This is a genomic window from Neisseria sp. 23W00296 (genome assembly GCF_044772855.1).
In the GTDB taxonomy this organism is placed as follows: Bacteria; Pseudomonadota; Gammaproteobacteria; order Burkholderiales; family Neisseriaceae; genus Neisseria.
Genome location: NZ_CP173024.1, coordinates 1,237,500 through 1,261,988, shown reverse-complemented (window position 1 = coordinate 1,261,988; position 24,489 = coordinate 1,237,500). Strand labels below are relative to the sequence as shown.

General features: G+C 57.0%; 18 protein-coding genes, 1 tRNA gene and 4 pseudogenes. 8 read left to right on the top strand and 15 right to left on the bottom strand.

From position 1 onward, the window contains the following. Positions 1 to 87: 87 nt before the first annotated feature. The 5 genes and pseudogenes from purN to murI all read right to left on the bottom strand — a co-directional run bounded on the left by purN (position 88) and on the right by murI (position 6,329). Positions 88 to 714 (bottom strand): phosphoribosylglycinamide formyltransferase, encoded by a 627-nt coding sequence (gene purN / locus ACG2K1_RS06265; protein ID WP_395429551.1) that lies wholly within the window; start codon positions 712 to 714, stop codon positions 88 to 90. A gap of 669 nt (positions 715 to 1,383) precedes the next feature. Next, positions 1,384 to 4,191, bottom strand: a pseudogene (locus ACG2K1_RS06260) (hypothetical protein); the annotation flags it as partial. 289 nt (positions 4,192 to 4,480) lie between these two features. Further along, positions 4,481 to 5,134: an IS1595 family transposase gene (locus ACG2K1_RS06255; RefSeq protein WP_402835549.1), complete on the bottom strand. Its 654-nt coding sequence runs from the start codon at positions 5,132 to 5,134 to the stop codon at positions 4,481 to 4,483. Between the two features lie 165 nt (positions 5,135 to 5,299). Then, positions 5,300 to 5,375: transfer RNA gene (locus tag ACG2K1_RS06250), tRNA-Glu, on the bottom strand. Positions 5,376 to 5,516: 141 nt separating this feature from the next. Beyond that, a complete protein-coding gene (gene murI / locus ACG2K1_RS06245; RefSeq protein ID WP_036495486.1) occupies positions 5,517 to 6,329 on the bottom strand; it encodes a glutamate racemase in 813 nt (270 codons plus the stop codon). A 148-nt stretch (positions 6,330 to 6,477) separates the two neighbouring features. On the opposite strand from murI, the gene ACG2K1_RS06240 reads away from it, so the two are divergent. The 4 genes from ACG2K1_RS06240 to lpdA all read left to right on the top strand — a co-directional run bounded on the left by ACG2K1_RS06240 (position 6,478) and on the right by lpdA (position 13,934). Next, positions 6,478 to 7,113, top strand: coding sequence for a Smr/MutS family protein (locus ACG2K1_RS06240; protein ID WP_395429577.1), 636 nt, complete (start codon positions 6,478 to 6,480; stop codon positions 7,111 to 7,113). A gap of 428 nt (positions 7,114 to 7,541) precedes the next feature. After that, positions 7,542 to 10,211 (top strand): pyruvate dehydrogenase (acetyl-transferring), homodimeric type, encoded by a 2,670-nt coding sequence (gene aceE / locus ACG2K1_RS06235; RefSeq protein ID WP_395429576.1) that lies wholly within the window; start codon positions 7,542 to 7,544, stop codon positions 10,209 to 10,211. 144 nt (positions 10,212 to 10,355) lie between these two features. Continuing rightward, positions 10,356 to 11,990, top strand: coding sequence for a dihydrolipoyllysine-residue acetyltransferase (gene aceF, locus ACG2K1_RS06230; protein ID WP_395429575.1), 1,635 nt, complete (start codon positions 10,356 to 10,358; stop codon positions 11,988 to 11,990). Positions 11,991 to 12,134: 144 nt separating this feature from the next. After that, on the top strand, positions 12,135 to 13,934 hold the full coding sequence (gene lpdA / locus ACG2K1_RS06225; protein ID WP_395429574.1) for a dihydrolipoyl dehydrogenase: 1,800 nt from the start codon (positions 12,135 to 12,137) through the stop codon (positions 13,932 to 13,934). A 104-nt stretch (positions 13,935 to 14,038) separates the two neighbouring features. Here the strand turns inward: lpdA and ACG2K1_RS06220 are convergent, their stop codons facing one another. The 8 genes from ACG2K1_RS06220 to ruvB form a co-directional block, all read right to left on the bottom strand. Further along, complete coding sequence (locus tag ACG2K1_RS06220; RefSeq protein WP_009425156.1) at positions 14,039 to 14,380, bottom strand: hypothetical protein; 342 nt, start codon at positions 14,378 to 14,380, stop codon at positions 14,039 to 14,041. 141 nt (positions 14,381 to 14,521) lie between these two features. Next, complete coding sequence (locus tag ACG2K1_RS06215) at positions 14,522 to 14,968, bottom strand: GatB/YqeY domain-containing protein (protein WP_009425157.1); 447 nt, start codon at positions 14,966 to 14,968, stop codon at positions 14,522 to 14,524. A 94-nt stretch (positions 14,969 to 15,062) separates the two neighbouring features. Then, positions 15,063 to 15,275 (bottom strand): 30S ribosomal protein S21, encoded by a 213-nt coding sequence (gene rpsU, locus ACG2K1_RS06210; RefSeq protein WP_009425158.1) that lies wholly within the window; start codon positions 15,273 to 15,275, stop codon positions 15,063 to 15,065. Positions 15,276 to 15,600: 325 nt separating this feature from the next. Then, positions 15,601 to 16,164, bottom strand: a complete 564-nt coding sequence (locus ACG2K1_RS06205) for a peptidylprolyl isomerase (RefSeq protein ID WP_009425160.1) — start codon at positions 16,162 to 16,164, stop codon at positions 15,601 to 15,603. Between the two features lie 107 nt (positions 16,165 to 16,271). Next, positions 16,272 to 16,877, bottom strand: coding sequence for a hypothetical protein (locus tag ACG2K1_RS06200; protein WP_395429572.1), 606 nt, complete (start codon positions 16,875 to 16,877; stop codon positions 16,272 to 16,274). A gap of 69 nt (positions 16,878 to 16,946) precedes the next feature. Beyond that, positions 16,947 to 18,023 (bottom strand): peptide chain release factor 1, encoded by a 1,077-nt coding sequence (prfA, locus tag ACG2K1_RS06195; RefSeq protein ID WP_395429571.1) that lies wholly within the window; start codon positions 18,021 to 18,023, stop codon positions 16,947 to 16,949. 122 nt (positions 18,024 to 18,145) lie between these two features. Next, a complete protein-coding gene (locus tag ACG2K1_RS06190; protein ID WP_395429570.1) occupies positions 18,146 to 18,511 on the bottom strand; it encodes a hypothetical protein in 366 nt (121 codons plus the stop codon). Positions 18,512 to 18,761: 250 nt separating this feature from the next. Beyond that, a complete protein-coding gene (gene ruvB / locus ACG2K1_RS06185; protein WP_009425164.1) occupies positions 18,762 to 19,790 on the bottom strand; it encodes a Holliday junction branch migration DNA helicase RuvB in 1,029 nt (342 codons plus the stop codon). A 146-nt stretch (positions 19,791 to 19,936) separates the two neighbouring features. Here ruvB and ACG2K1_RS06180 point away from each other — a divergent pair, with 146 nt between their 5' ends. The 4 genes and pseudogenes from ACG2K1_RS06180 to ACG2K1_RS06165 all read left to right on the top strand — a co-directional run bounded on the left by ACG2K1_RS06180 (position 19,937) and on the right by ACG2K1_RS06165 (position 23,090). Continuing rightward, positions 19,937 to 20,341, top strand: coding sequence for an SMI1/KNR4 family protein (locus ACG2K1_RS06180; protein ID WP_395429569.1), 405 nt, complete (start codon positions 19,937 to 19,939; stop codon positions 20,339 to 20,341). Positions 20,342 to 20,420: 79 nt separating this feature from the next. After that, positions 20,421 to 21,191 (top strand): DeoR/GlpR family DNA-binding transcription regulator, encoded by a 771-nt coding sequence (locus ACG2K1_RS06175; RefSeq protein ID WP_395429568.1) that lies wholly within the window; start codon positions 20,421 to 20,423, stop codon positions 21,189 to 21,191. A gap of 88 nt (positions 21,192 to 21,279) precedes the next feature. Continuing rightward, positions 21,280 to 22,829, top strand: a pseudogene (locus ACG2K1_RS06170) (type I restriction-modification system subunit M). Positions 22,830 to 22,916: 87 nt separating this feature from the next. Then, positions 22,917 to 23,090 (top strand): hypothetical protein, encoded by a 174-nt coding sequence (locus ACG2K1_RS06165; protein WP_395429567.1) that lies wholly within the window; start codon positions 22,917 to 22,919, stop codon positions 23,088 to 23,090. Between the two features lie 41 nt (positions 23,091 to 23,131). Here the strand turns inward: ACG2K1_RS06165 and ACG2K1_RS06160 are convergent. After that, positions 23,132 to 23,786 (bottom strand): annotated as a pseudogene (locus ACG2K1_RS06160) (IS1595 family transposase). 39 nt (positions 23,787 to 23,825) lie between these two features. Continuing rightward, positions 23,826 to 24,328 (bottom strand): annotated as a pseudogene (locus ACG2K1_RS06155) (IS1595 family transposase); the annotation flags it as partial. Positions 24,329 to 24,489: the final 161 nt, after the last annotated feature.

The window sequence follows — 24,489 nt, the reverse complement described above, 5'->3', positions numbered from 1 at the left end:
CAGGAAAGTAACTGCGGACAAACCAAAGGCCGCCTGAAAGCCGAAACCGGTTTCAGACGGCCTTTTTCCGCGTCTGCCGGAAAGCAGTCAGTTGGACAAAAATGTATCCGAATCGGCAGAGCGGGTGTTGCTGACGCGGTTTCCGGATATTTTCAGACGGCCTGCGGCAAAGTCGGCGACGGCCTGCGGCAGCAGTTTGTGTTCTACGGCGAGGACGCGCTCTGCAAGAGTGTCGGCAGTATCGCCGTCGAAAACGGGTACGGCGCCCTGTGTTATAACCGGGCCGCAGTCGAGTTCGGGGGTGACGAAGTGGATGGTGCAGCCGGCAAGGCGGCAGCCGGCATCGAGGGCGCGCCGGTGGGTGTGCAGGCCGGGGAATGCGGGCAGTAGGGAAGGATGGATGTTGATCAGACGGCCTTCGTAACGGCGGCAGAATTCCGGCGTCAGGATGCGCATAAAGCCGGCAAGGACGACGAGATCGGGCTCGTAGCGGTCGATTTCGGCTGCCATGGCGGTATCGAAGGCGGCGCGGTCAGGGTAGTTTTTGTGACTGAGGGCGGCGGTGGCGATGCCGCGCTCTGCCGCCCAAACCAGTCCGGCAGCGTGTTCGTTGTTGCTGAGCACGGCACGGATGCGGACGTCGGGAATGGCGGCTTCGACAACGGCCTGCATATTGCTGCCGCGTCCGGAAATCAGGATAACAATGTTTTTCATGGCGGGTTTGCTTAATAGAGAGTAAAGGGGGCGGAATTGTAGCCGAAAGGCCGTCTGAAAGGGGAGGCAGGCTGCGGTCGGTTTCAGACGGCCTCTTGGAAGACGGCAGATTGCTGCTGCACAGAAGACGGCCAGGCTGTCTTCGTCCAGCCGCACGGCCGTCAGCGCAAAGGGATTGACGACCTCTTCGCCCGCCTTTCTCTCTTCGCGCGGCACATAGTGGCGGCTGTACCAATCGCGCCCCGAGAGGCCGTCTGAAAAACGCTCTTCCAAATCGCGCACGTCGGCCTTGCCGTTGTCGGTCGGCAGATAGCCTTCTTCGGCCAGCAGTTCCGCCATCTCGTCGATGCTGCGGCCTTTCGTGCGCCGCAGAACGGGCATACCGAATACCGGCGCGGGGATTTTGTCTTTCGCATCCAAGCCCCACTCGCGCACCAGCTCGTCTTTGTTCAGGCCGCCCAGTTTGGCGATGGCGGCCATAAGGGTGTCGGACGACGGATCAAGCGCGGTGCGGTCGGTTTTGGGCTTGTATTTGAGATAGGAGCGGAGTATATTGGCTATGTATCCTGAATTGACCTTCCCCGTTTCGCGGCTGATTTCAGTCGTCTCGGTATCACTGGCATTCAGGATACTTTCTTTTGTGGCGACGCTGTGCAGATACATGCGTCCGCCGTCTCCCGAATCACGCACCAATACCGTAACAATATCTTCTTTGCCTTCAATTACTACAGGCGCACTGATATAGGCATACTTCACGCCGTTTTCAGGATTCTCTCCCCGATGCACTACCGCGCCTTTTGCGATCACATCGGGCACAGCCTGAAAAGCCTCCGCCTTAAACGGATTCATGCCGTGGGCAATGGAGTCGCGCACCGAACGTTCGTTCAGTAAAACAGTGCCGATTTCAGGGTTTGCGGCCTGATTGCCTACCTTGTCGAAAATATCCTGCGCCCATTCCCGCAATGCTTTAAAACCCTGTGGCGCGGTACGCGTCGCGATGGTGTACACGGGCTTGCCCTGCAACACTTTGGCCTTGCGCCTGAACTCGCGCTCTTCCTTGCTGTTGCCGTCGATTCTGTCCTCGTCGGTCATCTTCGCCGTCAAAAGCTGCCATGCGCGGTAGACGGGCTGCTTCATGATGCTGCCGCGTGCCGCCATCTCCGCCCGCGCAAAGTCGGCCTTGTATTCCTTTTTCAGGCGGCGTATCTCGCGGCTGCGGGCGTTGCGGGCAAAGGCCATATCGCGCAGGGCGCGTCTGCCCAGTTCGTCCTCCGCTTCGCGCCGCGCCGCTTCATCCATCGCCTGAAATTGTGCGTCTTCGGCAAACAGCAGCGTCGCGCCGTTGATATACGAGGTTTCCGCAATCTGCCCGTCACTTGCCAGCAGGCGGTCGAATACGCCGCGTATGTCGTCCGACAGTTCCACATTCAGATTCAGCAGGGAGCGGTAGATGCGTTTCAGCAGTCGCGCCATGCGGCTGAATACGCCGCGCAGGGCTTCGTTCGGCGCTTTGCCCTCAAACAGATAGGCTTCCATACCACGCGCGAATTTCTCGTGATGCTCGCGCTGCTCTTCAAGGCTCATCGCCGCCCAAGTATCCGCGTCCTTCACGCCGAACCAGTCCAAGGCCGTCTGAAAGTCCGCCAGCACCTGCCGCTCGCCCTCCGTCATTTCCGAAACCGGAACGGCGCGCAAATCCCGCTCGATGCGGCTCATCACTTCCAACTCGAAATGGCCGAACTCATGGATAAAGGTCGAAGCGTCGGCGTTTTTCAAGAGGGCGATGGTGTTGCCCATGCGGTCGAACATGCCGCGTGCGTCTTGGCGGAGCAGTTGGTCTTTCACTTCGGCCAGGCGTGCCGAAAGCATTTCGCGCAGCGCGTCAATCTGCTCCTGTTTCGTCGCCATCTGGTTTTGCCCGGACAACTGGGGGATGGTTGAAACGGTTTTGCCGACCGCATCACGGAAGTAGCCGCTTTTTTTGCTGCCCGAGCGCGTATAGGTAATGCTGTCGTCTTGCGCTGCCGCTTCAACGGCGGCAAGCTGGTTCTCCAAATGCGCGATGGTGTTGCGGATCAGCTTGCTGTCTGAATAGCCTTGCGCCCGTTTCGTTAACGAAGCCTTGACCGATGCCGGTATTTTCAGGCCGTATTCGTTCGCAAACCATTTGACTGCGTCTGCCCAATCGCCGTCTGTGACGTGTGTTGCGTTTTTGCCCGACTTCACATCATAGGTACGCTCTGCGAAGTTGTCGGCATAGTGCGCGGGCAGATCGTGATTGGAAGCGCGGAACTTCACATAGCGCGGATTTTCGCCGTCGGGGTCGTCGAGATAGGCATACAGGTATTCCGAAGCCGATACGCGCGAAGTGTCGCGGCGAACCGGCACGCCCATTTTGCCAAACGCCCGTTCCATCTTGTCCAAAGCGTCTTCATAGATGCTCTGATACAGAATGCTGTCGTTATCTGCCGAGAATGCGCCGCTGTTGGCCGTGGCGGATTTGATTTGGTTGGGGTTGAAAGCGGCATATTCGATACTCAATACATCATCGTATGAATCATCAACAATCGTGCCGTCATAACCCTGTTCTACCAACTCTTCACGCAATGCTTTGCCGTCTTTGCCGGAAGAGATATTCGGTTTTTTCGTCAGATTCCGAATATTCAGGAAAACCTGCATTTCATTGCTGCCGTATTCCATACCCATTTCGGGGTCGGTAGTAAAGAAGAATGCAGGAATATCACTGTATTGCCGCGCCTTAGCGAGTTCAAATTGGTCAAATTGTTCCTCTGTATAGTGATACACCACCAACGGCTCGCCCGTTCTCGGATTCACGACTTTGGACGCTTCTTCGGGGCTGTTTTCCCAATCGCCGAACCATTCCTTAAATGCAGGCGTGCGCACCTGTACCCACTGGCGGTAGTCCAGTTCGGTTCTGCCTTCGGCCTTGGCCGCTTCATAGGCTTCGCGCCCGCCGTATGCCGCTTCCGTTTCGGCAAACTGCGCCTGTTCGGCGGTCATGTCTTGAAAGAGGGGGGCGGCTGCGCTATCATCAGCCTGTATGTGGGATACGCCCCCTTCCGTTTCGGGCGTTGGGTACAGGGACATGGCGTGATTCAAAGCGTCTTGGGCATTGGCCGATTGGGGATACTTCCACATACTCACAGCTTTCAAATCTTTCTTTCTCACGCTGCTTTCGGCGACATACACCACCAAACCATCATCAAAACGCTTGGCGAACACCACGCGCTTATTGTGCGTTCCCGCAATATCAACCGAACGGATGCCGTCATACCCGCCGACAATCTCGGGAATACGCGCAATATCGCCGTCTGTAACTGCAAGCTGCCCGCGTACCGCTTCCGTATCCGCATTGCCGTGATGGTTGCGGATATGGTTGATGGCATTTTTGTCCGCCGATACCGACGAATATCCCGCCAACGACGGTACATCTTGCGCCAGTTTCCCCTGCGGCATATCCCAAAACACCGCCTGCGCGTCGCTTGTGCCGTTCCATAACGCAGCCGCTTCCGCTCCGTCCGCAACATGCACCCAGCCTTTAGGCGGCGCGGAAGCCAACGCCTGCGAAAACACCCCGTCCTGCGTCAGGCTCTCCCCGACCACGTTCAGACGGCCGTACCGTTCCATAAACGCCTCGGGCGACAGATTCAGACGGGCTGAAATGGGCTGCGTGATTGTTGTTTTGAGTGGGATTACATCGGGTGTTGGGCTTAAAGAAAAGAATAGGGGCTGTACTAGATAAGCCCTAAATTTCACACCACCGACGCAGCACTTTAAGCTGCTCGGAAGGTGTGCCAAAGTTAAAGCGGAACTCGCATTCTTTCAAGAACAACGGGAAAGATTTGCGGTCGATTCCATTGTATTTGCGCAGTACGCGTTTTGCCTGATTCCAAAAGTTTTCAATGCCGTTGATGTGGTTTTGTCTGTCGGCAAACAGCTTGCTGTGATTAATGCGGTGGTGGGTAAATCCGCTTACATCCAACACATCATAGCTGCTCAAACAATCCGTATAGACAATACTGTCAGGCATAATTTTCTTTGTTATAACAGGAAATAACGTCTCTCTTTTAGCGTTTTCAACAACCACGGTATAAACCTTGCCGCCGCGTTTGAGAATGCCAAAGACTGCCACCTTTCCTGCCGCACCGCGTCCGCGTTTGCCTTTGCGGTGTCCGCCAAAATAACTCTCGTCCAACTCAATTGAGCCGCCAAAAACCGTATCGGCTTCCAATGAAAGATGATGGCTGATGACTTCGCGAATCTTGCGGTAAAACAGCACTGCCGAATTGGGGTGGATGCCCAATAAATCAGCAGCCGAACGGGCAGTAACTTCGAGTACAAAAAACTGAAGCAGTTTCTTTTGAATACTCTTTTTTAGTTTACAACGGGTTATCTTCATTTTTGTAGTCTAACATGACTGCTTATCTAGTACAGCCACAAAGAATATGTGACACGAAGAGACCGTCTGAATCATGTTTCAGACGGCCTTGGTATAACCGGATTGAAGGTTTGACTAAGAAAAAAGGACTTTCAGAGCAAATCCGAAAGTCCTTTTTGCAAATGCTGGCACGCCCACGGGGATTCGAACCCCGGTTGCCGCCGTGAAAGGGCAGTGTCCTAGGCCTCTAGACGATGGGCGCGTTGCGGGAAGGCGCGCACTATACGGAACAAGGCCGCGGCGGTCAAGAGAAAGGCCGTCTGAAAGTTTTATGTATCCGGATGCTTTAACTTCGTTGAAGCTCCGTTTTCAGACGGCCTGATGCTGCCCGCGATGCACCGCGTCAGCCCAGCGTCACCATTTCTATCTGCTGCAGGCTGCGTCCCAAAAAACGTTCGCCTATGGTTTGGAAGCGCAGCGGGATGTCGCTGACGTAGAAACGGTAGTCAGCCGCGCCGCCGCTGCCGTCGTTAAGCAGGTCTTTTTCCTGCAGGGCGCGGGCAACGGCTTCGGCGGTGGTGACGGCGGAGTCGACCAGTTGCAGGTGCGGCGCTTCGCGGTGCAGCAGGGGTTTGAGCAGCGGGTAGTGCGTGCAGCCGAGCACCAGCGTGTCCGCGTCTTCGGCTAGGAGCGGTTTGAGGTATTCGCGGGCGGTGAGGCGGGTGACTTCGTGGTCGAGCCAGCCTTCTTCTACCAGCGGCACAAACAGCGGGCAGGCCTGCGACTGGACGCGTGCTTCGGGGCGGTGGCGGTGGATTTCGCGGGCGTAGGCGTTGCTGTTGACGGTGGTGTTGGTGGCCAGTACGCCGATGTGGTTGTTGCGGGTGACCTGCAGGGCAGCCTGTGCGCCGGCGCTAATCACGTCGAGTACGGGCATATTGCCCGCCATCTGCCGCACTTTGTGGCCGGCCACAGCGGCGATGGTGTTGCAGGCGATAACGAGGGCTTTGACGTCGTGTTCGAGCATGAAGCCGACGATTTGCGCGGTGAAGTTTTCGATGGTGGCGCGGGATTTGACGCCGTAGGGTACGCGGGCGGTGTCGCCGAAATAGACGATGTTTTCCATCGGCAGGCGCTCCATCAGGGCACGCACGTTGGTGAGGCCGCCCACTCCCGAATCGAACACTCCGATGGGGCGCTGTCTGACTGTATCCATAATTGCTTCTGAGGCCGTCTGAAAACGAAAAACGCGCATTCTACACGCTGTGGGGAAGAAACCGAACGGCCGCGGCATTTGACGGCGCAGCGCCGCGGCGGTAGGCTCCCGCGCCTGCAACCGCATCACGTAAGGACACATACAGAATATGAACGGAAAAACCGATTTCCAAGAGCTGATGAAAAACCTCGGCAAACAGGCGAAAGAAGAAGCGCAGGCCGCACAGGAGCGGCAGCGCGAAACGGCGCGGCAGGCGCGGAAAGAACCCGATTTCGCCGCCCTGATGGGCGATGTGAAGCCCCTGAAAAGCACGCAGCGCTACGAGCCGCCGCGCGATTTGTCGCCCATCCGCCCGCGCAGCCGCGATGTGCGGGAAGAGGAGGCGGAAAACTATTTTTACGTCGGCGACGGGCAATGGCTGGACGTACCCGCACAATTCAGCAAAAACGGCCGCGGCCAAGCCGATATCAAGCGTTTGCAGAGCGGTTATTACACGATTGTCGCCGATGTCGATCTGCACGGCTACACGCAGGAAGAAGCGCAGCAGGTGTTGAACGAATTTATCGTTTTCGTGCAGCGGCGCGGCGTGTGCGGCGAAATCGTCCACGGCAGCGGGTTAGGTTCGGTAGGTTATCAGCCGAAACTGAAAAACCTCGTGCGCCGCTGGCTGATGATGCACCCCGACGTTCTGGCCTACGCCGAACCGCACCAAAACAACGATGGCGCGGTGCTGATTCTGCTCAAACGGCAGCGCAGGGAAGGGGAGGACGCAAAAAACTTCTGAGCCGTGCCTGCCCTTGCGGGCACGAAACCGCCGTGCTGCCTTTACCGTTTTTAACTTATTTGAGGCCGTCTGAAAACCGTTCTTATCCGCTGCGGGTATTTTTCCGTTTCTGTTGTTTTTGATTTTATCCGAACATTTTTCAGACGGCATTGCCGCTTTTGTTTTTCACAAACGAAAAATCGCCCGCCGGAAAGGCCGGCGGTTTTTTGATTCCGCGCAAAAAAGCCGTTCGGCGATTTGCAAGCACGGGGGATAACTGATAGCATTTCGCGGCTAAAATGTGCCCGCAAAAAGCGCTTCGGAGCAGGATCCGGACGGGGCGCGTCTATCAGCGGAGGGCAGCCGCCTTTTCAGACGGCCTCCTTCCGGCAGAACCAAACGGTGCGGCTTTTGCCGTGTTCCATAACTCTCAACTGAAGGGATAATCTATGTCCAACCAAATCAACGACATCGATCCGATTGAAACGCAGGAATGGCTGGATGCGCTCAGCTCCGTGCTCGAAAACGAAGGTACCGACCGCGCCCACTTCCTGCTGGAAAATCTGGTGAAATACACCCGCCGCCGCGGCATCCATATGCCGTTTGACGCGACCACAGCCTATCTGAACACTATCCCGGTGGGCAAAGAGCAGAAGTCGCCCGGCAACCACGAGCTGGAACACCGCATCCGTTCGATCATCCGCTGGAACGCCGCCGCCATGGTGCTGCGTGCCGGTAAAAAAGATTTGGAACTGGGCGGCCACATTGCTTCCTTCCAATCGGCCGCCACGCTGTACGACGTCGGCTTCAACCACTTTTGGCGCGCCAAAGGAGACGGCGAAGAAGGCGATTTGGTTTTTGCCCAAGGCCACTCCGCTCCCGGCCTTTATGCCCGCGCTTATGTCGAAGGCCGTCTGACCGACGAGCAGCTCGACAATTTCCGTCAGGAAGTCGGCGGCAACGGCCTGCCTTCCTACCCGCACCCGCATCTTCTGCCCGACTTCTGGCAGTTCCCCACCGTATCCATGGGTCTTGGCCCTCTGATGGCGATTTATCAGGCGCGTTTCCTGAAATACCTCGAATCGCGCGGCTTGGCCAAAACCAAAGGTCGCAAAGTTTGGTGTTTCTGCGGCGACGGCGAAATGGACGAACCCGAAAGCCAGGGTGCGATTGCATTGGCCGCCCGCGAAGGCTTGGACAACCTGATTTTCGTCATTAACTGCAACCTGCAACGCCTCGACGGCCCGGTACGCGGCAACGGCAAAATCATTCAGGAATTGGAAGGCAACTTCCGCGGCGCCGGCTGGAACGTGCTGAAAGTCATTTGGGGCAGCCGCTGGGACGCCCTCTTGGCACGCGATACCAACAACGCTCTGAAAAACCGCATGAACGAATGTCTCGATGGCGACTATCAGACCTATAAATCCAAAGACGGCGCCTACGTCCGCGAGCACTTCTTCAATACGCCCGAACTCAAAGCCATGGTTGCCAACATGTCCGACGAGGAAGTATGGGCACTGAACCGCGGCGGCCACGACCCGCACAAAGTATATGCCGCCTACTACGAAGCGGTGAACAACGCCGGCGGCCGCCCCACCGTCATTCTGGCCAAAACCATCAAAGGCTACGGTATGGGACAGTCCGGCGAAGGCCAGAACATCGCCCACCAAGCCAAAAAAATGGACGTCAAATCGCTCAAACAGTTCCGCGACCGCTTCGGCATTCCGGTAACCGACGAGCAGATTGACAGCGGCGATCTGCCCTACTTCCGCTTCCCCGAAGACAGCGAAGAAATGAAATACCTGCGCGAGCGCCGCAACGCCCTTGGCGGCTACCTGCCCCAGCGCAACCCCAACAACGAAGCCCTGCCGATTCCTGCACTAAGCGATTTCGACGCCCAGCTGCAATCGAGCGGCGACCGCGAATTCTCCACCACCATGGCCTTCGTGCGCGTGCTGGCTACCTTGTTGAAAGACAAACAGATCGGCCGGCGCATCGTCCCGATCGTTCCCGACGAAAGCCGCACCTTCGGCATGGAAGGCATGTTCCGCCAATACGGCATCTGGAACCCCAAAGGCCAGCAGTACACCCCGCAGGACAAAGACCAGCTCATGTTCTATAAAGAGAGCGTAGACGGTCAAATCCTGCAGGAAGGCATCAACGAACCGGGCGCGATGGCCGACTGGATTGCCGCATCCACCAGCTACGCCAACAGCCGCTTCGCCATGATTCCGTTCTACATCTACTATTCCATGTTCGGCTTCCAGCGCGTCGGCGACCTGGCCTGGGCGGCGGGCGACATGCACGCGCGCGGCTTCCTCTTGGGCGGCACCGCAGGCCGTACCACGCTCAACGGCGAAGGCCTGCAACACGAAGACGGCCACAGCCAGATTCAGGCCGACCTGATTCCCAACTGCGTCAGCTACGATCCCACTTTCTCTTACGAAGTGGCCGTTATCGTCCACAGCGGTTTGCAGAGAATGTACGTCGACAACGAAGACGTCTTCTTCTACATCACCCTGATGAACGAAAACTACACCCATCCCGCCCTACCGCAGCGCGAAGGCATTGAAGAGGAAATCCTCAAAGGCATGTACCTGCTCAAAGCCGGCGAAAACGGCGGTAAAAAAGTACAGCTGATGGGTTCGGGCACCATTTTGCAGGAAGTGATTGCCGCAGCCGACCTGCTGAAAAACGACTTCGGCGTCGATGCCGACATCTGGTCGTGCCCGTCCTTCAACCTGCTGCACCGCGACGCCATCGAAGTCGAACGCTACAACCGCCTGCACCCGCTGGAAGAAAACAAACTGCCGTTTGTCACCAGCCAGCTGCAAGGACACGACGGCCCGGTTATCGCCGCCACCGACTACGTGCGCAGCTTCGCCGACCGCATCCGCGCTTACATCCCCAACGACTACCACGTCCTGGGCACCGACGGTTTCGGCCGCTCCGACAGCCGCGCCAACCTGCGCTCCTTCTTCGAGGTAGACCGCTACAACGTAGCCGTTACCGCCCTCAGCGCACTGGCCGACCAAGGCAAAATCGGCAAAGAAACCGTACAGCAGGCGATTGAGAAATACGGCATCAAAACCGACACAGCGCCCAGCTGGAAACGCTAAACGGCTGCTTTCAGACGGCCTCCATACAGTGAGGCCGTCTGAAACACCGCAGCGGAACACGGTTTCGGGATGAAACATCCCGTAGAACAACAGGCCGTCTGAAAGCCTTTTCAGACGGCATCACCAAGAAAAAAGGAACGCTCGATGAGCATCGTAGAAATCAAAGTACCCGATATCGGCGGCCACGAAAACGTGGACATCATCGCCGTCGAAGTCAAAGCAGGCGACACCATCGCCGTGGACGACACCCTGATTACCCTCGAAACCGACAAAGCCACCATGGACGTACCTGCCGATGCCGCAGGCGTGGTGAAAGAAGTGCGCGTCAAAGTGGGCGACAAAATCTCCGAAGGCGGCCTGATTCTGACCGTCGAAACTGGCGCGGCTGCCGCAGACGCAGCCCCTGCGCCCGCCCAAGCTCCTGCGGCGCAAGAGGCACCTGCTGCCGCTCCCGCACCCGCTGCGGGCGGCGCAACCGTCAAAGTCAACGTGCCCGACATCGGCGGCCACAGCGATGTGGACGTGATTGCTGTGGAAATCAAAGTCGGCGACACCGTGGCCGAAGAAGACACACTGATTACATTGGAAACCGACAAAGCAACGATGGACGTACCTTCCACCGCCGCCGGTGTCGTGAAAGCCGTTTACCTGAAAGTGGGCGACAAAGTTTCCGAAGGCACAGCCATCATCGAAGTGGAAACCGCAGGCTCTGCCGCCGCAGCCGCCGCCGTTCAGACGGCCTCCGAAGCACCGAAAGCCGCCGCGCCGGCTCCGGCCGCAGCCCCTGCGCCTGTTTCCGCACCTGCCGCCGCGCCCGCGCCTGTGGCCGCCTTTGGCAATACGCCCGTTGACGAAGCTGCGTTTGCCAAAGCCCACGCAGGCCCCTCTGCCCGCAAACTCGCGCGCGAATTGGGCGTGGATTTGGGTCGCGTCAAAGGTACGGGTCTGAAAGGCCGCATCATGGGCGAAGACATCAAAGCTTTCGTGAAATCCGTGATGCAGGGCGGTGCAGCCGCTGCGCCTGCCGCAGCCTCTTTGGGCGGCGGACTTAACCTGCTGCCGTGGCCGAAAGTGGATTTTGCCAAATTCGGCGAAATCGAAGTCAAAGAACTCTCCCGCATCAAAAAAATCTCCGGTCAAAACCTGTCGCGCAACTGGGTAGTGATTCCGCACGTTACCGTTCACGAAGATGCTGACATGACCGAGCTGGAAAACTTCCGCAAACAGCTCAACAAAGAGTGGGAACGCGAAGGCGTGAAACTCTCGCCGCTGGCCTTTATCATCAAGGCTTCCGTGGCCGCGCTCAAAGCCTTCCCCGAGTTCAATTCCTCGCTCGACGGCGATAATCTGGTGTTGAAAAAATACTTCCACATCGGCTTTGCCGCCGACACGCCCAACGGTTTGGTTGTGCCCGTAATCAAAGACGTGGACAAAAAAGGCTTGAAAGAAATCAGCCAAGAGCTGACCGAATTGAGCAAAAAAGCCCGCGAAGGCAAGCTCAAACCGCAGGAAATGCAGGGCGCGTGCTTCACCATTTCCAGCCTCGGCGGCATCGGCGGCACCGGCTTCACCCCGATTGTGAACGCCCCAGAAGTAGCCATCTTGGGCGTGTGCAAATCGCAGATGAAACCGGTTTGGAACGGCTCCGCATTTGAGCCGCGCCTGATGTGCCCGCTGTCGCTGTCGTTCGACCACCGCGTCATCGACGGCGCGGCCGGCATGCGCTTCACCGTGTTCCTGGCCAACCTGTTGAAAGACTTCCGCCGCATTACCCTGTAAAGCGTTTTCAGACGGCCTTGCCAATACGAAAGGCCGTCTGAAAGCCGAAAACAAGGCTTTGCAGCATGATGCCGTCTGAAACGCGTATGCTGCATCCCGACGGAACGCAACTTGCTCCTGCACCAGCAGAAAGGTTAAATAAACATGAGCTTAATCGAATTAAAAGTCCCCGACATCGGCGGACATGAAAACGTGGACATCATCGCCGTGGAAATCAAAGCCGGCGATAAGGTTGCCATCGACGACACCCTGATTACTTTGGAAACCGACAAAGCCACGATGGACGTACCGGCCGAAGCCGCCGGCGTGGTGAAAGAAGTGAAAGTCAAAGTGGGCGACAAAATCTCCGAAGGCGGCCTGATTGCCGTGATTGAAGCCGAAGGTGCGGCCGCCGAAGCCCCCAAAGCCGCAGCCGCTCCTGCGCCTGCCGCGCAGCCTGAAGCCCCGAAAGCCGCAACGCCTGCGCCGCAAGCCGCATCGTTCAGCGGCAATGCCGATGCCGAATACGACGTAGTGGTACTGGGCGGCGGCCCGGGCGGCTATTCCGCCGCTTTCGCCGCAGCCGACGAAGGCTTGAAAGTCGCCATCGTCGATCAGTACAAAACGCTCGGCGGCGTGTGCCTGAATGTGGGCTGTATCCCGTCTAAAGCCCTGCTGCACAATGCGGCGGTGATTGACGAAGTGAAACACCTGGCTGCCAACGGCATCAAATACCCCGCGCCGGAAATCGACATCGACATGCTGCGCGGCTACAAAGAAAAAGTGATCGGCAAACTTACCGGCGGTCTGGCGGGCATGGCCAAAGCGCGCAAAGTCGATCTGATTCAGGGTAAAGGCGAATTTGTCGGCGCCAACCATCTGCAAGTTTCCCTGACCGAAGGTAGCCAATACGACGGCGCGCTTACCGAAACCGGCGCCAAGAAAACCATCGCTTTCAAAAACGCCATCATTGCCGTGGGCAGCCGCGTGGTGAACCTGCCGTTTATCCCGCAAGATCCGCGCATCGTCGATAGCACCGGCGCGCTCGAACTGCGCCAAGTGCCGCAAAAAATGCTGATTATCGGCGGCGGCATCATCGGTTTGGAAATGGGCACGGTTTACAGCACGCTGGGCGCACGATTAGACGTAGTGGAAATGATGGACGGCCTGATGCAGGGCGCAGACCGCGACTTGGTTAAAGTGTGGGAAAAAATGAACGCCCACCGCTTCGACAACATCATGACCAACACCAAAACCGTAGCCGTGGAAGCCAAAGCAGACGGCATCTACGTGAGCTTTGAAGGCGAAAAAGCGCCCAAAGAGCCGCAACGCTACGACCTCGTACTGGTGGCCGCAGGCCGCGCGCCCAACGGCAAACTCTGCGGCGCGGAAAAAGCCGGCGTGGCCGTTACCGAACGCGGCTTTATCGAAGTCGACAAACAAATGCGTACCAACGTGCCGCACATCTACGCCATCGGCGACGTAGTCGGTCAGCCCATGCTGGCGCACAAAGCCGTACACGAAGGCCACGTTGCCGCCGAAAACTGCGCCGGCCACAAAGCCTACTTCGATGCCCGCGTGATTCCCGGCGTCGCCTACACCGACCCCGAAGTGGCTTGGGTGGGCGTAACCGAAGAAATCGCCAAACGCGACGGCATCAAAATCACCAAATCCGTGTTCCCGTGGGCAGCTTCCGGCCGCGCCATCGCCAACGGCCGCGACGAAGGCTTCACCAAGCTGATTTTCGACGCCGAAACCGGCCTGATTATCGGCGGCGGCATCGTCGGCACACACGCCGGCGATATGATCGGCGAAATCTGTCTGGCCATCGAAATGGGCTGCGATGCCGCCGACATCGGCAAAACCATCCACCCACACCCGACGCTTGGCGAATCCATCGGCATGAGCGCGGAAGTGGCGCTGGGTGTGTGCACCGATTTGCCGCCGCAGAAAAAGAAAAAATAAGCCTTATGGGTTAAACACAGTTTGCCCCGACAGCTTATGAGAAAAGGCCGTCTGAAAGCCCGAAACAGGGTTTTCAGACGGCCTTTTGTGTACCCTCTCAAAAGTTACTGCACGGGCGGCTTATGGGCGCTTTTGTAAGGGATGAGGCTGCTGCGCGAGAGCAGGAGCAGGCAGCCGAGGAGGATCATGCCGAAGGCGGCAAGCGGCGAGGTGTCGAGCAGGTATTCGCTTTGCAGGTAGAGTGCCGCGCCGCAGTACATCAGCAGGGGGCCGGCAACGACGGACTGTTTGTTGATGCCGTCGGCCAGCAGCACGAGGAGGCCGAAAGCGGCCAGGCCGATGGCAATCAGGGTGGAGGTAGCTGGCAGGATGTCGGTGGTTTTGAGAAACCAAACGGCGCCGACGGTAATCAGCAGCAGCGGGAAGAAGAGGGAGGACTGGCGCATGGGGCGATCCTTGTGCGATATGGCAGGAGACCGTCTGAACGTCCGATTGCAGCGGTGCGGATCGGATGCGGAATGAATCCAACCGCGTTGAAGCTGCTTTCGGAAACGTCATTCCCGCGAAGGCGGGAACGGCCTTGGGGTTTATTGCGACAGGGCGGCTTTGACGGCTTTGTTCACTTCGCCCATATCGGCTTTGCCTGCGAGCTTGGCTTTGAGTACGCCCATCACTTTGCCCATGTCGGCGGGCGAGGATGCGCCGGTTTCGGCAACGGCGGCGGCCACTTCGGCGGCTATTGCTTCGGCGGAAAGCATCTCGGGCAGGTAGCGGTTCAGCACGGCGATTTCGGCATTTTCTTTGTCGGCCAGATCCTGCCGTCCGGCTTCGGCGTAGATTTTCGCGCTGTCTTTGCGCTGTTTGATCATTTTGCCGAGGATGGCGGTGATACGCGCGTCGTCGGCTTCGGCGCGTTCGTCTACTTCAAACTGTTTGACGGCGGCGTTGATGAGGCGGATGGTGCCGAGCGCGGTTTGGTCTTTGGCGCGCATGGCGGTTTTCATGTCTTCGTTGATTTGCTGTTTCAGGGACATTTCGGGTTTCCTTGTCTCGTTGGGGAGGGCGCATTATAGAAAAACACCGCGCCAAACGAAAGGCGCGGTGTCGGAACGGTAAAGCCCGTCGGAATCAGTACATTTTCGGCGGCAGCTGCTGGCTGCGCAGGCGTTTTTGCAGGCGTTTGGCAGCGGCGGCTTTTTTGCGTTTGCGTTCGGTTGTCGGTTTTTCGTAGGCTTCACGGGCGCGCAGTTCGGTCAAGAGACCGGTTTTTTCGATGGCGCGTTTGAAACGGCGCATGGCAACTTCGAAGGGTTCGTTTTCTTTAACTTTGATTGTAGGCATTTTGTTTCCTTTAAATTCTGTGAGGCCGTCTGAAAAGGGCGACGGCGGGTCAAATGGGGTTCGGTAACGCTTTCTGCGGCGGGGCAGGGCGGGTTACGCGCCGTGAGGGACACATCACCTCCTAACAAAGCCGCGCCTTGTGCGCGGCGGCGGGATTCGGTTTGGCCGGGCAGTGCCGACGAAAGCGGCGGATTATCCGTGTTTTGCCGTAGGCGGTCAATGTTTTGCTGCGGAAAAAAGGATTTGAGGCCGTCTGAAAAAACAAAACAGGCCGTCTGAAAGACGGAACGGGGCTTTCAGACGGCCTCTGCTTTGCGGCAACGCTTTATTGCAAAACGGTGACTTTGCGGATCACGACGGGTTTGACGGGAACGTTTTGGTGGAAACCGTGGTCGCCGGTTTTCACTTTGCCGATGGCACGCACAACGTCCATGCCCGAGGTGACTTTGCCGAACACGGCATAGCCGTAGCCTTCGGGCGTGGTGTTTTTGTGGTCGAGGTTGGGGTTGTCGGCGAGGTTGATGAAAAACTGGCTGGTGGCCGAATGTGGGTTGCCGGTGCGCGCCATGGCGATGGTGCCCGCGCTGTTTTTCAGGCCGTTGGCCGCTTCGTTGGGCACGGCTTTTTCCGTGGCTTTCTGCGCCATGTCGGCGGTGAAGCCGCCGCCTTGGATCATAAAGCCGTCGATTACGCGGTGGAAGACGGTGTTGTCGTAGAAGCCGCTGCGGGCGTAGCGCACGAAGTTGGCAACGGTTTTCGGCGCGCGTTTTTCGTCGAGGGTGAGTTTGATTTTGCCGTGGCTGGTGTCGATTTCGACGGGGGTGTCGGCCTGCGCGGCGGGGGCGGCGCAGAGCAGGGCGGCAAGGAGAAGTTTGGCTGCTTGATTCACGGATGGTCCTTTCGGTGTCGGATGGTTTGAAAAACAGGTGGCGGAGGCCGTTGCGGCCTGTGCGGGAATGATGTTTCTGAAAACGGCAGCGGTTTTTCAGACGGCCTTTAATCAATCTTCATGCCAAACCCACCAGACCTTGCCGTCCTGCCGTGCGGGCGGGGCGAAGTCTTGCCGGCAGAGTTCGGAGAATGCGCGGCCTGCGGCGGCGGGTGCCCAGCTTTGTAGGGGGCCAGTTCGGCGGATTGGGTAACAGGGGCGGCGATGCCGATGCTGCGCTCGGTCTGCCAGCTGTTGTCAACGGCTTTTTCGGCGTCGGCTGTGTGTTGGTGCGGGATACCGTAGCTGCAACGCAGGCAGAGATAGCGCAGGCTTTGCGTCCAGTCTTCAGCCGTCCAGCCGTGTTGTTCCAGCAGTTCGGTGAGTGCCTGTGCGTCTGCGGCGGCGGAGCAGCGGACGAAGGCGGCGTTCCAGTGCACGCCTTCGGCAAAACCATCGGCGCATTCGATGGCGCACAGGTTGGCACGCAGGGCGGTCAGCCAGTCTATGCGGTTTTTGGCGGTCAAACCCTGCATGTAGTGGTAGCTGCTGTCGTCGGGAAAGCGTTTGACCAGCTTGGCGAAGTGTTCGGCGGCCTGCGCCAGTTCGCCGCTGTCGAAGGCGGCGTAGGCTTGTTTGTGCAGTTTTTTGTGGCGGCGGAAGGTGAAGGACATGGGTGGGTTTCCTATTGGGATTCAGGCCGTCTGAAAGATTGCAAACAGATTTTCAGACGGCCTTTGCGTTTAATCGCCCATTGCGGCCAGAAGCTCGGCCTGATGCTCGGCAATCAGCGCGGCGGTGATTTCTTCCATATCGCCGTCCATCACAAAATCGAGCTTATGCAGGGTGAGATTGATGCGGTGGTCGGTAACGCGGCCTTGCGGGTAGTTGTAGGTGCGGATGCGCTCGCTGCGGTCGCCGCTGCCGATAAGAGATTTGCGTTCGGCGGCTTCTTTGGCTTGGGCTTCGCGTTTTTGCGCGTCATTCAGCCGCGCGGCGAGCACTTTCATTGCTTGGGCTTTGTTGGCGTGCTGGCTGCGGCCGTCTTGGCATTCGACCACCATGCCGGTGGGAAGATGGGTGATGCGTACGGCGGAATCGGTTTTGTTGATGTGTTGGCCGCCCGCGCCGGATGCGCGGAAGGTGTCGATACGCAAGTCGGCGGGGTTGAGTTGGATTTCTTCGAGTTCGTCCGCTTCGGGCATCACGGCGACGGTGCAGGCGGATGTGTGGATGCGCCCCTGGCTTTCGGTGGCGGGTACGCGCTGCACGCGGTGACCGCCCGACTCGAATTTCAGACGGCTGTACACGCCCAGCCCGATGATGCGGGCGATGACTTCTTTATAGCCGCCCAGCTCGCTTTCGTTGGCGGAAACGATTTCCACCTGCCAGCGGTTACGTTCGGCGTAGCGGCTGTACATACGCAAGAGGTCGCCGGCAAACAGCGCGGCTTCGTCGCCGCCGGTACCGGCGCGGATTTCGATGAAGATGTTTTTGTCGTCGTCGGCATCTTTGGGCAGCAGGAGTTTTTGCAACTCGGTGTCCAAGGCTTCCATGCGCGCTTTGGCCGCTTCGATTTCTTCGGCAGCAAAGTCTTTCATTTCGGGGTCAGACAGCATTTCTTGCGCGTCGGCGATGTCGTTTTGCGCTTGGGTGTAGCGTTGGAAGGTTTCGACTACGGGGGTCAGCTCGGCGTGTTCGCGCGTGAGCTTGCGGTAGTTGTCCATGTCGGCGGTGGCTTCGGGCGAACCCAACAGCGCGGTAACTTCTTCGAGGCGGTCGGCGAGGGTTTGCAGTTTGTCTAAAATCGAGGGTTTCATGGGGTGTCCGGTTTTGAATAGTGAGGCCGTCTGAAAACGCTTTTTCAGACGGCCTGAAACGGCGCGGATTATAGCAGCTTTGCGGCGGGCGGCTGAGGACGTCTGAACGGTTTTCAGACGGCCTATAAGCCATACAGGGGAATGTCCAGCTCGAAGGGCGACAGCAGCAGCGACGAGCCGCCGGTGTATTCGCTGTCTTTAAGGTGGAACAGCACGCAGCCCAGCGTCCAGCATTTGTCGAGCGGCGCGTCGGGATACCAAGAAGAGCTGATGCCCTGCCGCCGTTCGTATTGGGCGATGCCGTCTTTTAAGACGGCGGCGAGGACGAAAGGCGGCAGCCACAGGGCGTTTATCGGGATGCTTGGCATTTTGTCGACGGGGACGCGGGCGGCAAAATGCGCGCGTACAGCTGCTTCGTAGGCGGCGTAGTTTTCCAGGCATTCGCGCGGGTCGCGCATAAAGTTATAGGGCGTGTTGACAATCAACATTTTGGCGGCTTTTCCGTCCTAAAACGGCATCTGCCGCGTTGAAAATACTCGCCTATGAGCGGCATAGGCTCGCATTTTCGCCTTGCATCTGCCGTTTTATGCCAAAAAATCCGCTTCAAAAGTCGAATGTCAACACGCCCTAATAGTCGATAAATTCGTAGTCATAAAGGAAAAACGAGGCAACGGCTTCGGGCGGATAGGGTAGTTTCAGTTTCACGGCGGCTGCTCCGTTTTTTGTTTTCAGACGGCCTTATTCCGCTTTCAAACCGAAATGCAGGCGGCAGATTTCGGTGGCGACGCGGCCGCGCGGGGTGCGTTGCAGAAAGCCCTGCTGGATAAGGTAGGGTTCGATCACGTCTTCGATGGTGTCCGACGATTCGCCGATGGCGGCGGCGATGTTGTCGAGGCCGACGGGGCCGCCGCCGAATTTGTGCAGCACGGCTTCGAGGAATTTCCTATCCATCACGTCCAGCCCGACGGCGTCAACGTCGAGCAACGAAAGGGCGGCGTCGGCCGTGTCGGCGGCGATGCGGCCGCTGCCTTTCACTTCGGCGTAGTCGCGCACGCGGCGCAACAGGCGGTTGGCGATGCGCGGCGTGCCGCGGCTGCGGCGGGCGATTTCCAGTGCGCCGCCTTCGTCCATATCGAGCTGCAAAAGCTGGGCGGAGCGGGAAACGATGGTGGAGAGGTCGGCATGGTTGTAGAACTCGAGGCGGGCGACGATGCCGAAGCGGTCGCGCAGCGGATTGGTGAGCATACCGGCGCGGGTGGTGGCGCCGACGAGGGTGAAGGGCGGCAGGTCGATTTTCACCGAACGTGCGGCCGGCCCTTCGCCTATCATGATGTCCAGTTGGTAGTCTTCGAGGGCGGGATAGAGGATTTCTTCGACGACGGGGCTGAGGCGGTGGATTTCGTCGATAAACAGCACGTCGTGCGGGTCGAGGTTGGTTAAGAGCGCGGCCAAGTCGCCTGCGCGTTCGAGCACGGGGCCGCTGGTCTGGCGCAGGTTGACGCCCAGTTCTTTGGCGATGATGTGGGCGAGGGTGGTTTTGCCCAGCCCGGGCGGGCCGAACAACAGGGTGTGGTCGAGCGCCTCGCCGCGTTTTTTCGCCGCCTGGATGAAGATTTCGAGCTGTTCTTTGGCCTTGTGCTGGCCGATGTAGTCGGCAAGGAATTTGGGGCGCAGGGCGCGTTCGATTTGTTCTTCCTGCGAAGAGAGCGTTTGCGCGGTGATGATGCGTTCGGGCGCGGCGGCGGTGAGATTGTCGGTGTGCAGCATGGCGGTCGGGCAAAAAAGCAAAGGGCGTATGATAGCGGAAGGCGGCTGAGGCCGTCTGAAAAAATCGCCCCGCCGCCGACACGCGGCGCGGCCGTGCTGCTATCATCCGCGTTTTTTCAGAAACGCCGCCGTAAGGAAACCCTGATATGGACGCACAACAACACACCCTTCCCGCAGGCTATGCCGCCTTTGCCGAAGCATTCAAATACGGAGGCCGTCTGAAAGCCGGTTGCGATGCCTTCGGCAAACCCTTGGAAAGCGAAATCGGCAGCATCCTGACGGCGGAAAAAATCGCCGCCGTCAGCGCGCGCGAGCTGTCATTTTTTCTCGACAGCTTCGACGAAGAAGACATGGGTGCCGCAGAAAAAGAAGGCCGTCTGAAAACCCTGGTTTGTTTCGCCGCCGACGGCGCGGGCAACCCGTTTTTCATGGATTTCTCCCGCCCGCAAAGCCGCCCGTCCGTGCTTTACTGGGACGATGCGGAATTGGTTTTGCGCACCCCGGCCGACAATATCGAAGACTTTTTCGCCTTGTTCGAGCCCGAAGACTGAAAAGCTTTTCAGACGGCCTCAAACAAACACAGGCCGTCTGAAATCGTAGCAAACACTTAAACACCAAAAGAAAAACACCATGGCACACAAAATCCACCGGCACGAAAAAATCGTCCGCCTCGTGCGCGAACACGGCTTTATGCCGATAGAAGGACTGGCGCGCGAATTGGACGTCACACCGCAAACCGTGCGCCGCGACATCGGCGAACTCTGCCAAAGCGGCCTGCTGCGCCGCTACCACGGCGGCGCGACGCTGGGCGAGGCGGCGGAAAACGACACCTACCTTTTGCAGAAAAACCGCCGCCAAAACGAAAAAGCCCATATCGCCGACCTGATTGCCGAACGCATCCCCGACGGCGCCAGCCTGTTTATGAGCATAGGCGCCACCATCGAAGCCGTGGCCGCCGCCCTGATCAAAAGCCGCAGCAGCCTGCGCATCATCACCAACAACATCCACGTCGCCGCCCTCGTTTCCGGCCGCAGCGACTACACCGTTATCATCACCTCCGGCGTAGTGCGCCCCGTCGACGGCGGCGTCACCGGCGTGGCAACGGTGGATTTCATCAACCAGTTCAAGGCCGACTATGCCGTGCTCGGCGCGGCGGCGATGGAAAACGACGGCTCGCTGCTCGATTTCGACTACAAAGAAGTGAGCGTGATGCAGGCGATGATGGCCAATGCCCGCACGCGCTATCTGGCCGTCGACCGCAGCCACTCCGGCCGCACCGCCCTCGTTCGCATGGCCTCGGTTACCGAGTTCGACGGCGTCTTTACCGACGAAGCCCCCGCCGCCGCAGTGGCCAAACAGCTCGAAGAAGCAGGCATCCCCTGCCATGTGGCCGAGAAATAGCCGCGCTTTTGTATAGATAAAGAGGCCGTCTGAAACTTTCAGACGGCCTCCGAATACGATACCAACATGATTTCAGAAAGGTTTTTTTATGACTGACGGCATCCGACAACGCGCCGAACTCCAACGCCGCATCTGGCAAATCGCCAACGATGTACGCGGCTCGGTGGACGGCTGGGGCTTCAAACAATACGTGCTCGGCGCACGTTTTACCGCTTTATCAGCGAAAATTTCACCGCCTACATCGAAGCGGGTGACGAAAGCGTGAACTATGCCGCCATGAGCGACAGCGACATTCCCGCCGAAATCCGCGAAGATGCGGTCAAAACCAAAGGCTATTTTATCGCCCCCAGCCAGCTTTTTGCCAACGTCGTCAACACCGCCAACAGCAACGAAAACCTCAATACCCAGCTCAAAGCCGTTTTCGATTCAATCGAAAATTCCGCCAACGGCCACAAATCCGAACGAGCCCTCAAAGGCCTGTTTGCCGATTTCGACACCACCAGCACACGGCTGGGCAGCACCGTGAAAGAAAAAAGCCAACGCCTTGCCGCCGTGCTCAAAGGCGTGGCAGATCTGGATTTCGGCCGCTTTGAAGACAACCACATCGACCTGTTCGGCGATGCTTACGAATTTCTGATTTCCAACTACGCCGCCAACGCAGGCAAATCCGGCGGCGAATTTTTCACACCGCAAAACGTCTCCAAGCTTATCGCCCGCCTTGCGCTGCACGGGCAAAAAACCGTCAACAAAATCTACGACCCCGCCTGCGGCTCCGGCTCGCTGCTGCTGCAAGCCAAAAAACAGTTTGACGAACACATCATCGAAGAAGGCTTCTTCGGGCAGGAAATCAACCACACCACCTACAACCTCGCCCGCATGAATATGTTTCTGCACAACATCAACTACGACAAATTCAGCATCGAACTGGGCGACACCCTGCTCAATCCACTTCTTTCAGACGACCGCCCCTTTGATGCCGTCGTGTCCAATCCGCCGTATTCCGTCAAATGGATAGGCGACGAAGACCCCACACTCATCAACGACGAACGATTTGCCCCCGCCGGCGTGCTCGCGCCCAAATCCAAAGCCGATTTCGCCTTTATCATGCACGCGCTGTCCTATCTTTCCGCCAAAGGCCGCGCCGCCATCGTCACCTTCCCCGGCATTTTCTACCGCAGCGGCGCAGAGCAGAAAATCCGCCAATACCTTGTCGACGGCAACTACATCGAAACCGTCATTGCCCTCGCGCCCAACCTGTTTTACGGCACCTCCATCGCCGTGAATATCTTGGTTTTGTCCAAACACAAAACCGACACCCGCACCCAATTCATCGACGCGTCCGAGCTGTTTAAAAAAGAAACCAACAACAACGTCCTCACCGAAGAACACATCAGCCGCATCATGCAGCTTTTCGCCGACAAAACCGACGTGCCGCACGTCGTCAAAATGGCCGGTTACGACATCATTAAAGCCAACGATTACAATTTGGCGGTGAGTTCATACGTCGAAGCCAAAGACACGCGCGAAAAAATCAACATCGCCGAGCTGAACGCCGAAATTCAGACGACCGTAGCCAAGATAGCAAAACTGCGCGCCGAGATTGACAAGATAGTGGCGGAGATCGGGCAGGCGGAATAAATGCGCAAAATTCAACCGGTGATTAAAAGTTGACGGTTGGAAACTATTTTTTACAGGCTTGACGACTTGCCAAAAGGAGCAAATGCCATGGATGATAAAAAAGCCGATCTTGTCATATTCAACAGCCGCGACGGGAATGTTTCTATCGAAGTGAATTTTTCAGAAGAAACCGCCTGGCTGTCTGTTTCGCAAATGTGTAACGCGCGAAAAGCTTTTGCACAGTTTTTTAACAGCTTTTGCACTAAATACCTTTTGCACTAAATGCCTTTAAGGGCTTTTGAAGGGGCTGACGTAGATTAGCCCTAAATTCCACACCACTCCCGCAAGATTTTTAGCTGTCGGGGACGGTGTGCCGAAGTTAAACCGAAATTCGCATTCTTTCAAGAAAAGCGGGAAAGATTTACGGTCGATTCCATTGTATTTGCGCAGTACGCGTTTTGCCTGATTCCAAAAGTTTTCAATGCCGTTGATATGGTTTTGTCTGTCGGCAAACAGCTTGCTGTAGTTGATACGGTGGTGGGTAAATCCGCTTACATCCAACACATCATAGCTGCTCAAACAATCCGTATAGACAATACTGTCAGGCATAATTTTCTTTGTTATAACAGGAAATAACGTCTCTCTTTTAGCGTTTTCAACAACCACGGTATAAACCTTGCCGCCGCGTTTGAGAATGCCAAAGACTGCCACCTTTCCTGCCGCACCGCGTCCGCGTTTGCCTTTGCGGTGTCCGCCAAAATAACTCTCGTCCAACTCAATTGAGCCGCCAAAAACCGTATCGGCTTCCAATGAAAGATGATGGCTGATGACTTCGCGAATCTTACGGTAAAACAGCACTGCTAAATTGGGGTGGATGCCCAATAAATCAGCAGCCGAACGGGCAGTAACTTCGAGTACAAAAAACTGAAGCAGTTTCTTTTGAATACTCTTTTTTAGTTTACAACGGGTTATCTTCATTTTTGCAGTCTAACATGACTGCTTATCTAGTACAGCCCCATTCTCAATGCCGTTAATGTGGTTCTGGCGGTCGGCAAATTCTTGGAATGGTTGATGCGGTAATGGATAAAACCACTCACGTCCAACTTGTCGTAGCTGCTCAGACTATCGGTATAAACAATACTGTCCGGCATGATTTTCCTTTTGATGACAGGGAGTAACGTTTCAGACTTGGCATTATCTACAACAACGGTATAGACCCGTCCGTTGCGTTTCAGAATGCCGAAGACAACCACTTTTCCTGCCGCACCGCGACCGCGTCTGCCTTTACGCCGTCCGCCGAAATAGCTTTCATCCAACTCGACAGAGCCCTCAAAAACCTCATCGGCAACCAAGGCCAGATAATGGCTGATAACCATACGAATTTTGCGGTAGAACAGAATAGCAGAGTTGGGCTGAATGCCCAAAATATCGGCAGCGGAACGGGCGGTAACTTCGAGTACAAAAAAGCGGAGCAGTTCTTTCTGTACTTTTTTCTTTAATTTGCAGTGTGTTATCTTCATATTTCGAGGGTAACATATCTGCTAATCTAGTACAGCCCCTTACATAAAATCAATTGCTTTGGCAAAGTCAGGCCGTCTGAAAGATGGGTTTTTGCCATACCTGTTCAAATAAGCCAACTGCAACAATCAAAAATTTTATTTTAAATTATCAATGTGGTAAT

Bases quoted from the DNA above. Each gene is read 5' to 3' on its own strand.
- aceE (WP_395429576.1), top strand. From the start codon at position 7,542: ATGTCCAACCAAATCAACGACATCGATCCGATTGAAACGCAGGAATGG.
- prfA (WP_395429571.1), bottom strand. From the start codon at position 18,023: ATGAAACCCTCGATTTTAGACAAACTGCAAACCCTCGCCGACCGCCTC.
- ACG2K1_RS06220 (WP_009425156.1), bottom strand. From the start codon at position 14,380: ATGCGCCAGTCCTCCCTCTTCTTCCCGCTGCTGCTGATTACCGTCGGC.
- lpdA (WP_395429574.1), top strand. From the start codon at position 12,135: ATGAGCTTAATCGAATTAAAAGTCCCCGACATCGGCGGACATGAAAAC.
- ruvB (WP_009425164.1), bottom strand. From the start codon at position 19,790: ATGCTGCACACCGACAATCTCACCGCCGCCGCGCCCGAACGCATCATC.
- murI (WP_036495486.1), bottom strand. From the start codon at position 6,329: ATGGATACAGTCAGACAGCGCCCCATCGGAGTGTTCGATTCGGGAGTG.
- rpsU (WP_009425158.1), bottom strand. From the start codon at position 15,275: ATGCCTACAATCAAAGTTAAAGAAAACGAACCCTTCGAAGTTGCCATG.
- ACG2K1_RS06165 (WP_395429567.1), top strand. From the start codon at position 22,917: ATGGATGATAAAAAAGCCGATCTTGTCATATTCAACAGCCGCGACGGG.
- ACG2K1_RS06255 (WP_402835549.1), bottom strand. From the start codon at position 5,134: ATGAAGATAACCCGTTGTAAACTAAAAAAGAGTATTCAAAAGAAACTG.
- ACG2K1_RS06175 (WP_395429568.1), top strand. From the start codon at position 20,421: ATGGCACACAAAATCCACCGGCACGAAAAAATCGTCCGCCTCGTGCGC.
- ACG2K1_RS06180 (WP_395429569.1), top strand. From the start codon at position 19,937: ATGGACGCACAACAACACACCCTTCCCGCAGGCTATGCCGCCTTTGCC.
- ACG2K1_RS06190 (WP_395429570.1), bottom strand. From the start codon at position 18,511: ATGTTGATTGTCAACACGCCCTATAACTTTATGCGCGACCCGCGCGAA.
- ACG2K1_RS06240 (WP_395429577.1), top strand. From the start codon at position 6,478: ATGAACGGAAAAACCGATTTCCAAGAGCTGATGAAAAACCTCGGCAAA.
- ACG2K1_RS06215 (WP_009425157.1), bottom strand. From the start codon at position 14,968: ATGTCCCTGAAACAGCAAATCAACGAAGACATGAAAACCGCCATGCGC.
- purN (WP_395429551.1), bottom strand. From the start codon at position 714: ATGAAAAACATTGTTATCCTGATTTCCGGACGCGGCAGCAATATGCAG.
- aceF (WP_395429575.1), top strand. From the start codon at position 10,356: ATGAGCATCGTAGAAATCAAAGTACCCGATATCGGCGGCCACGAAAAC.
- ACG2K1_RS06200 (WP_395429572.1), bottom strand. From the start codon at position 16,877: ATGTCCTTCACCTTCCGCCGCCACAAAAAACTGCACAAACAAGCCTAC.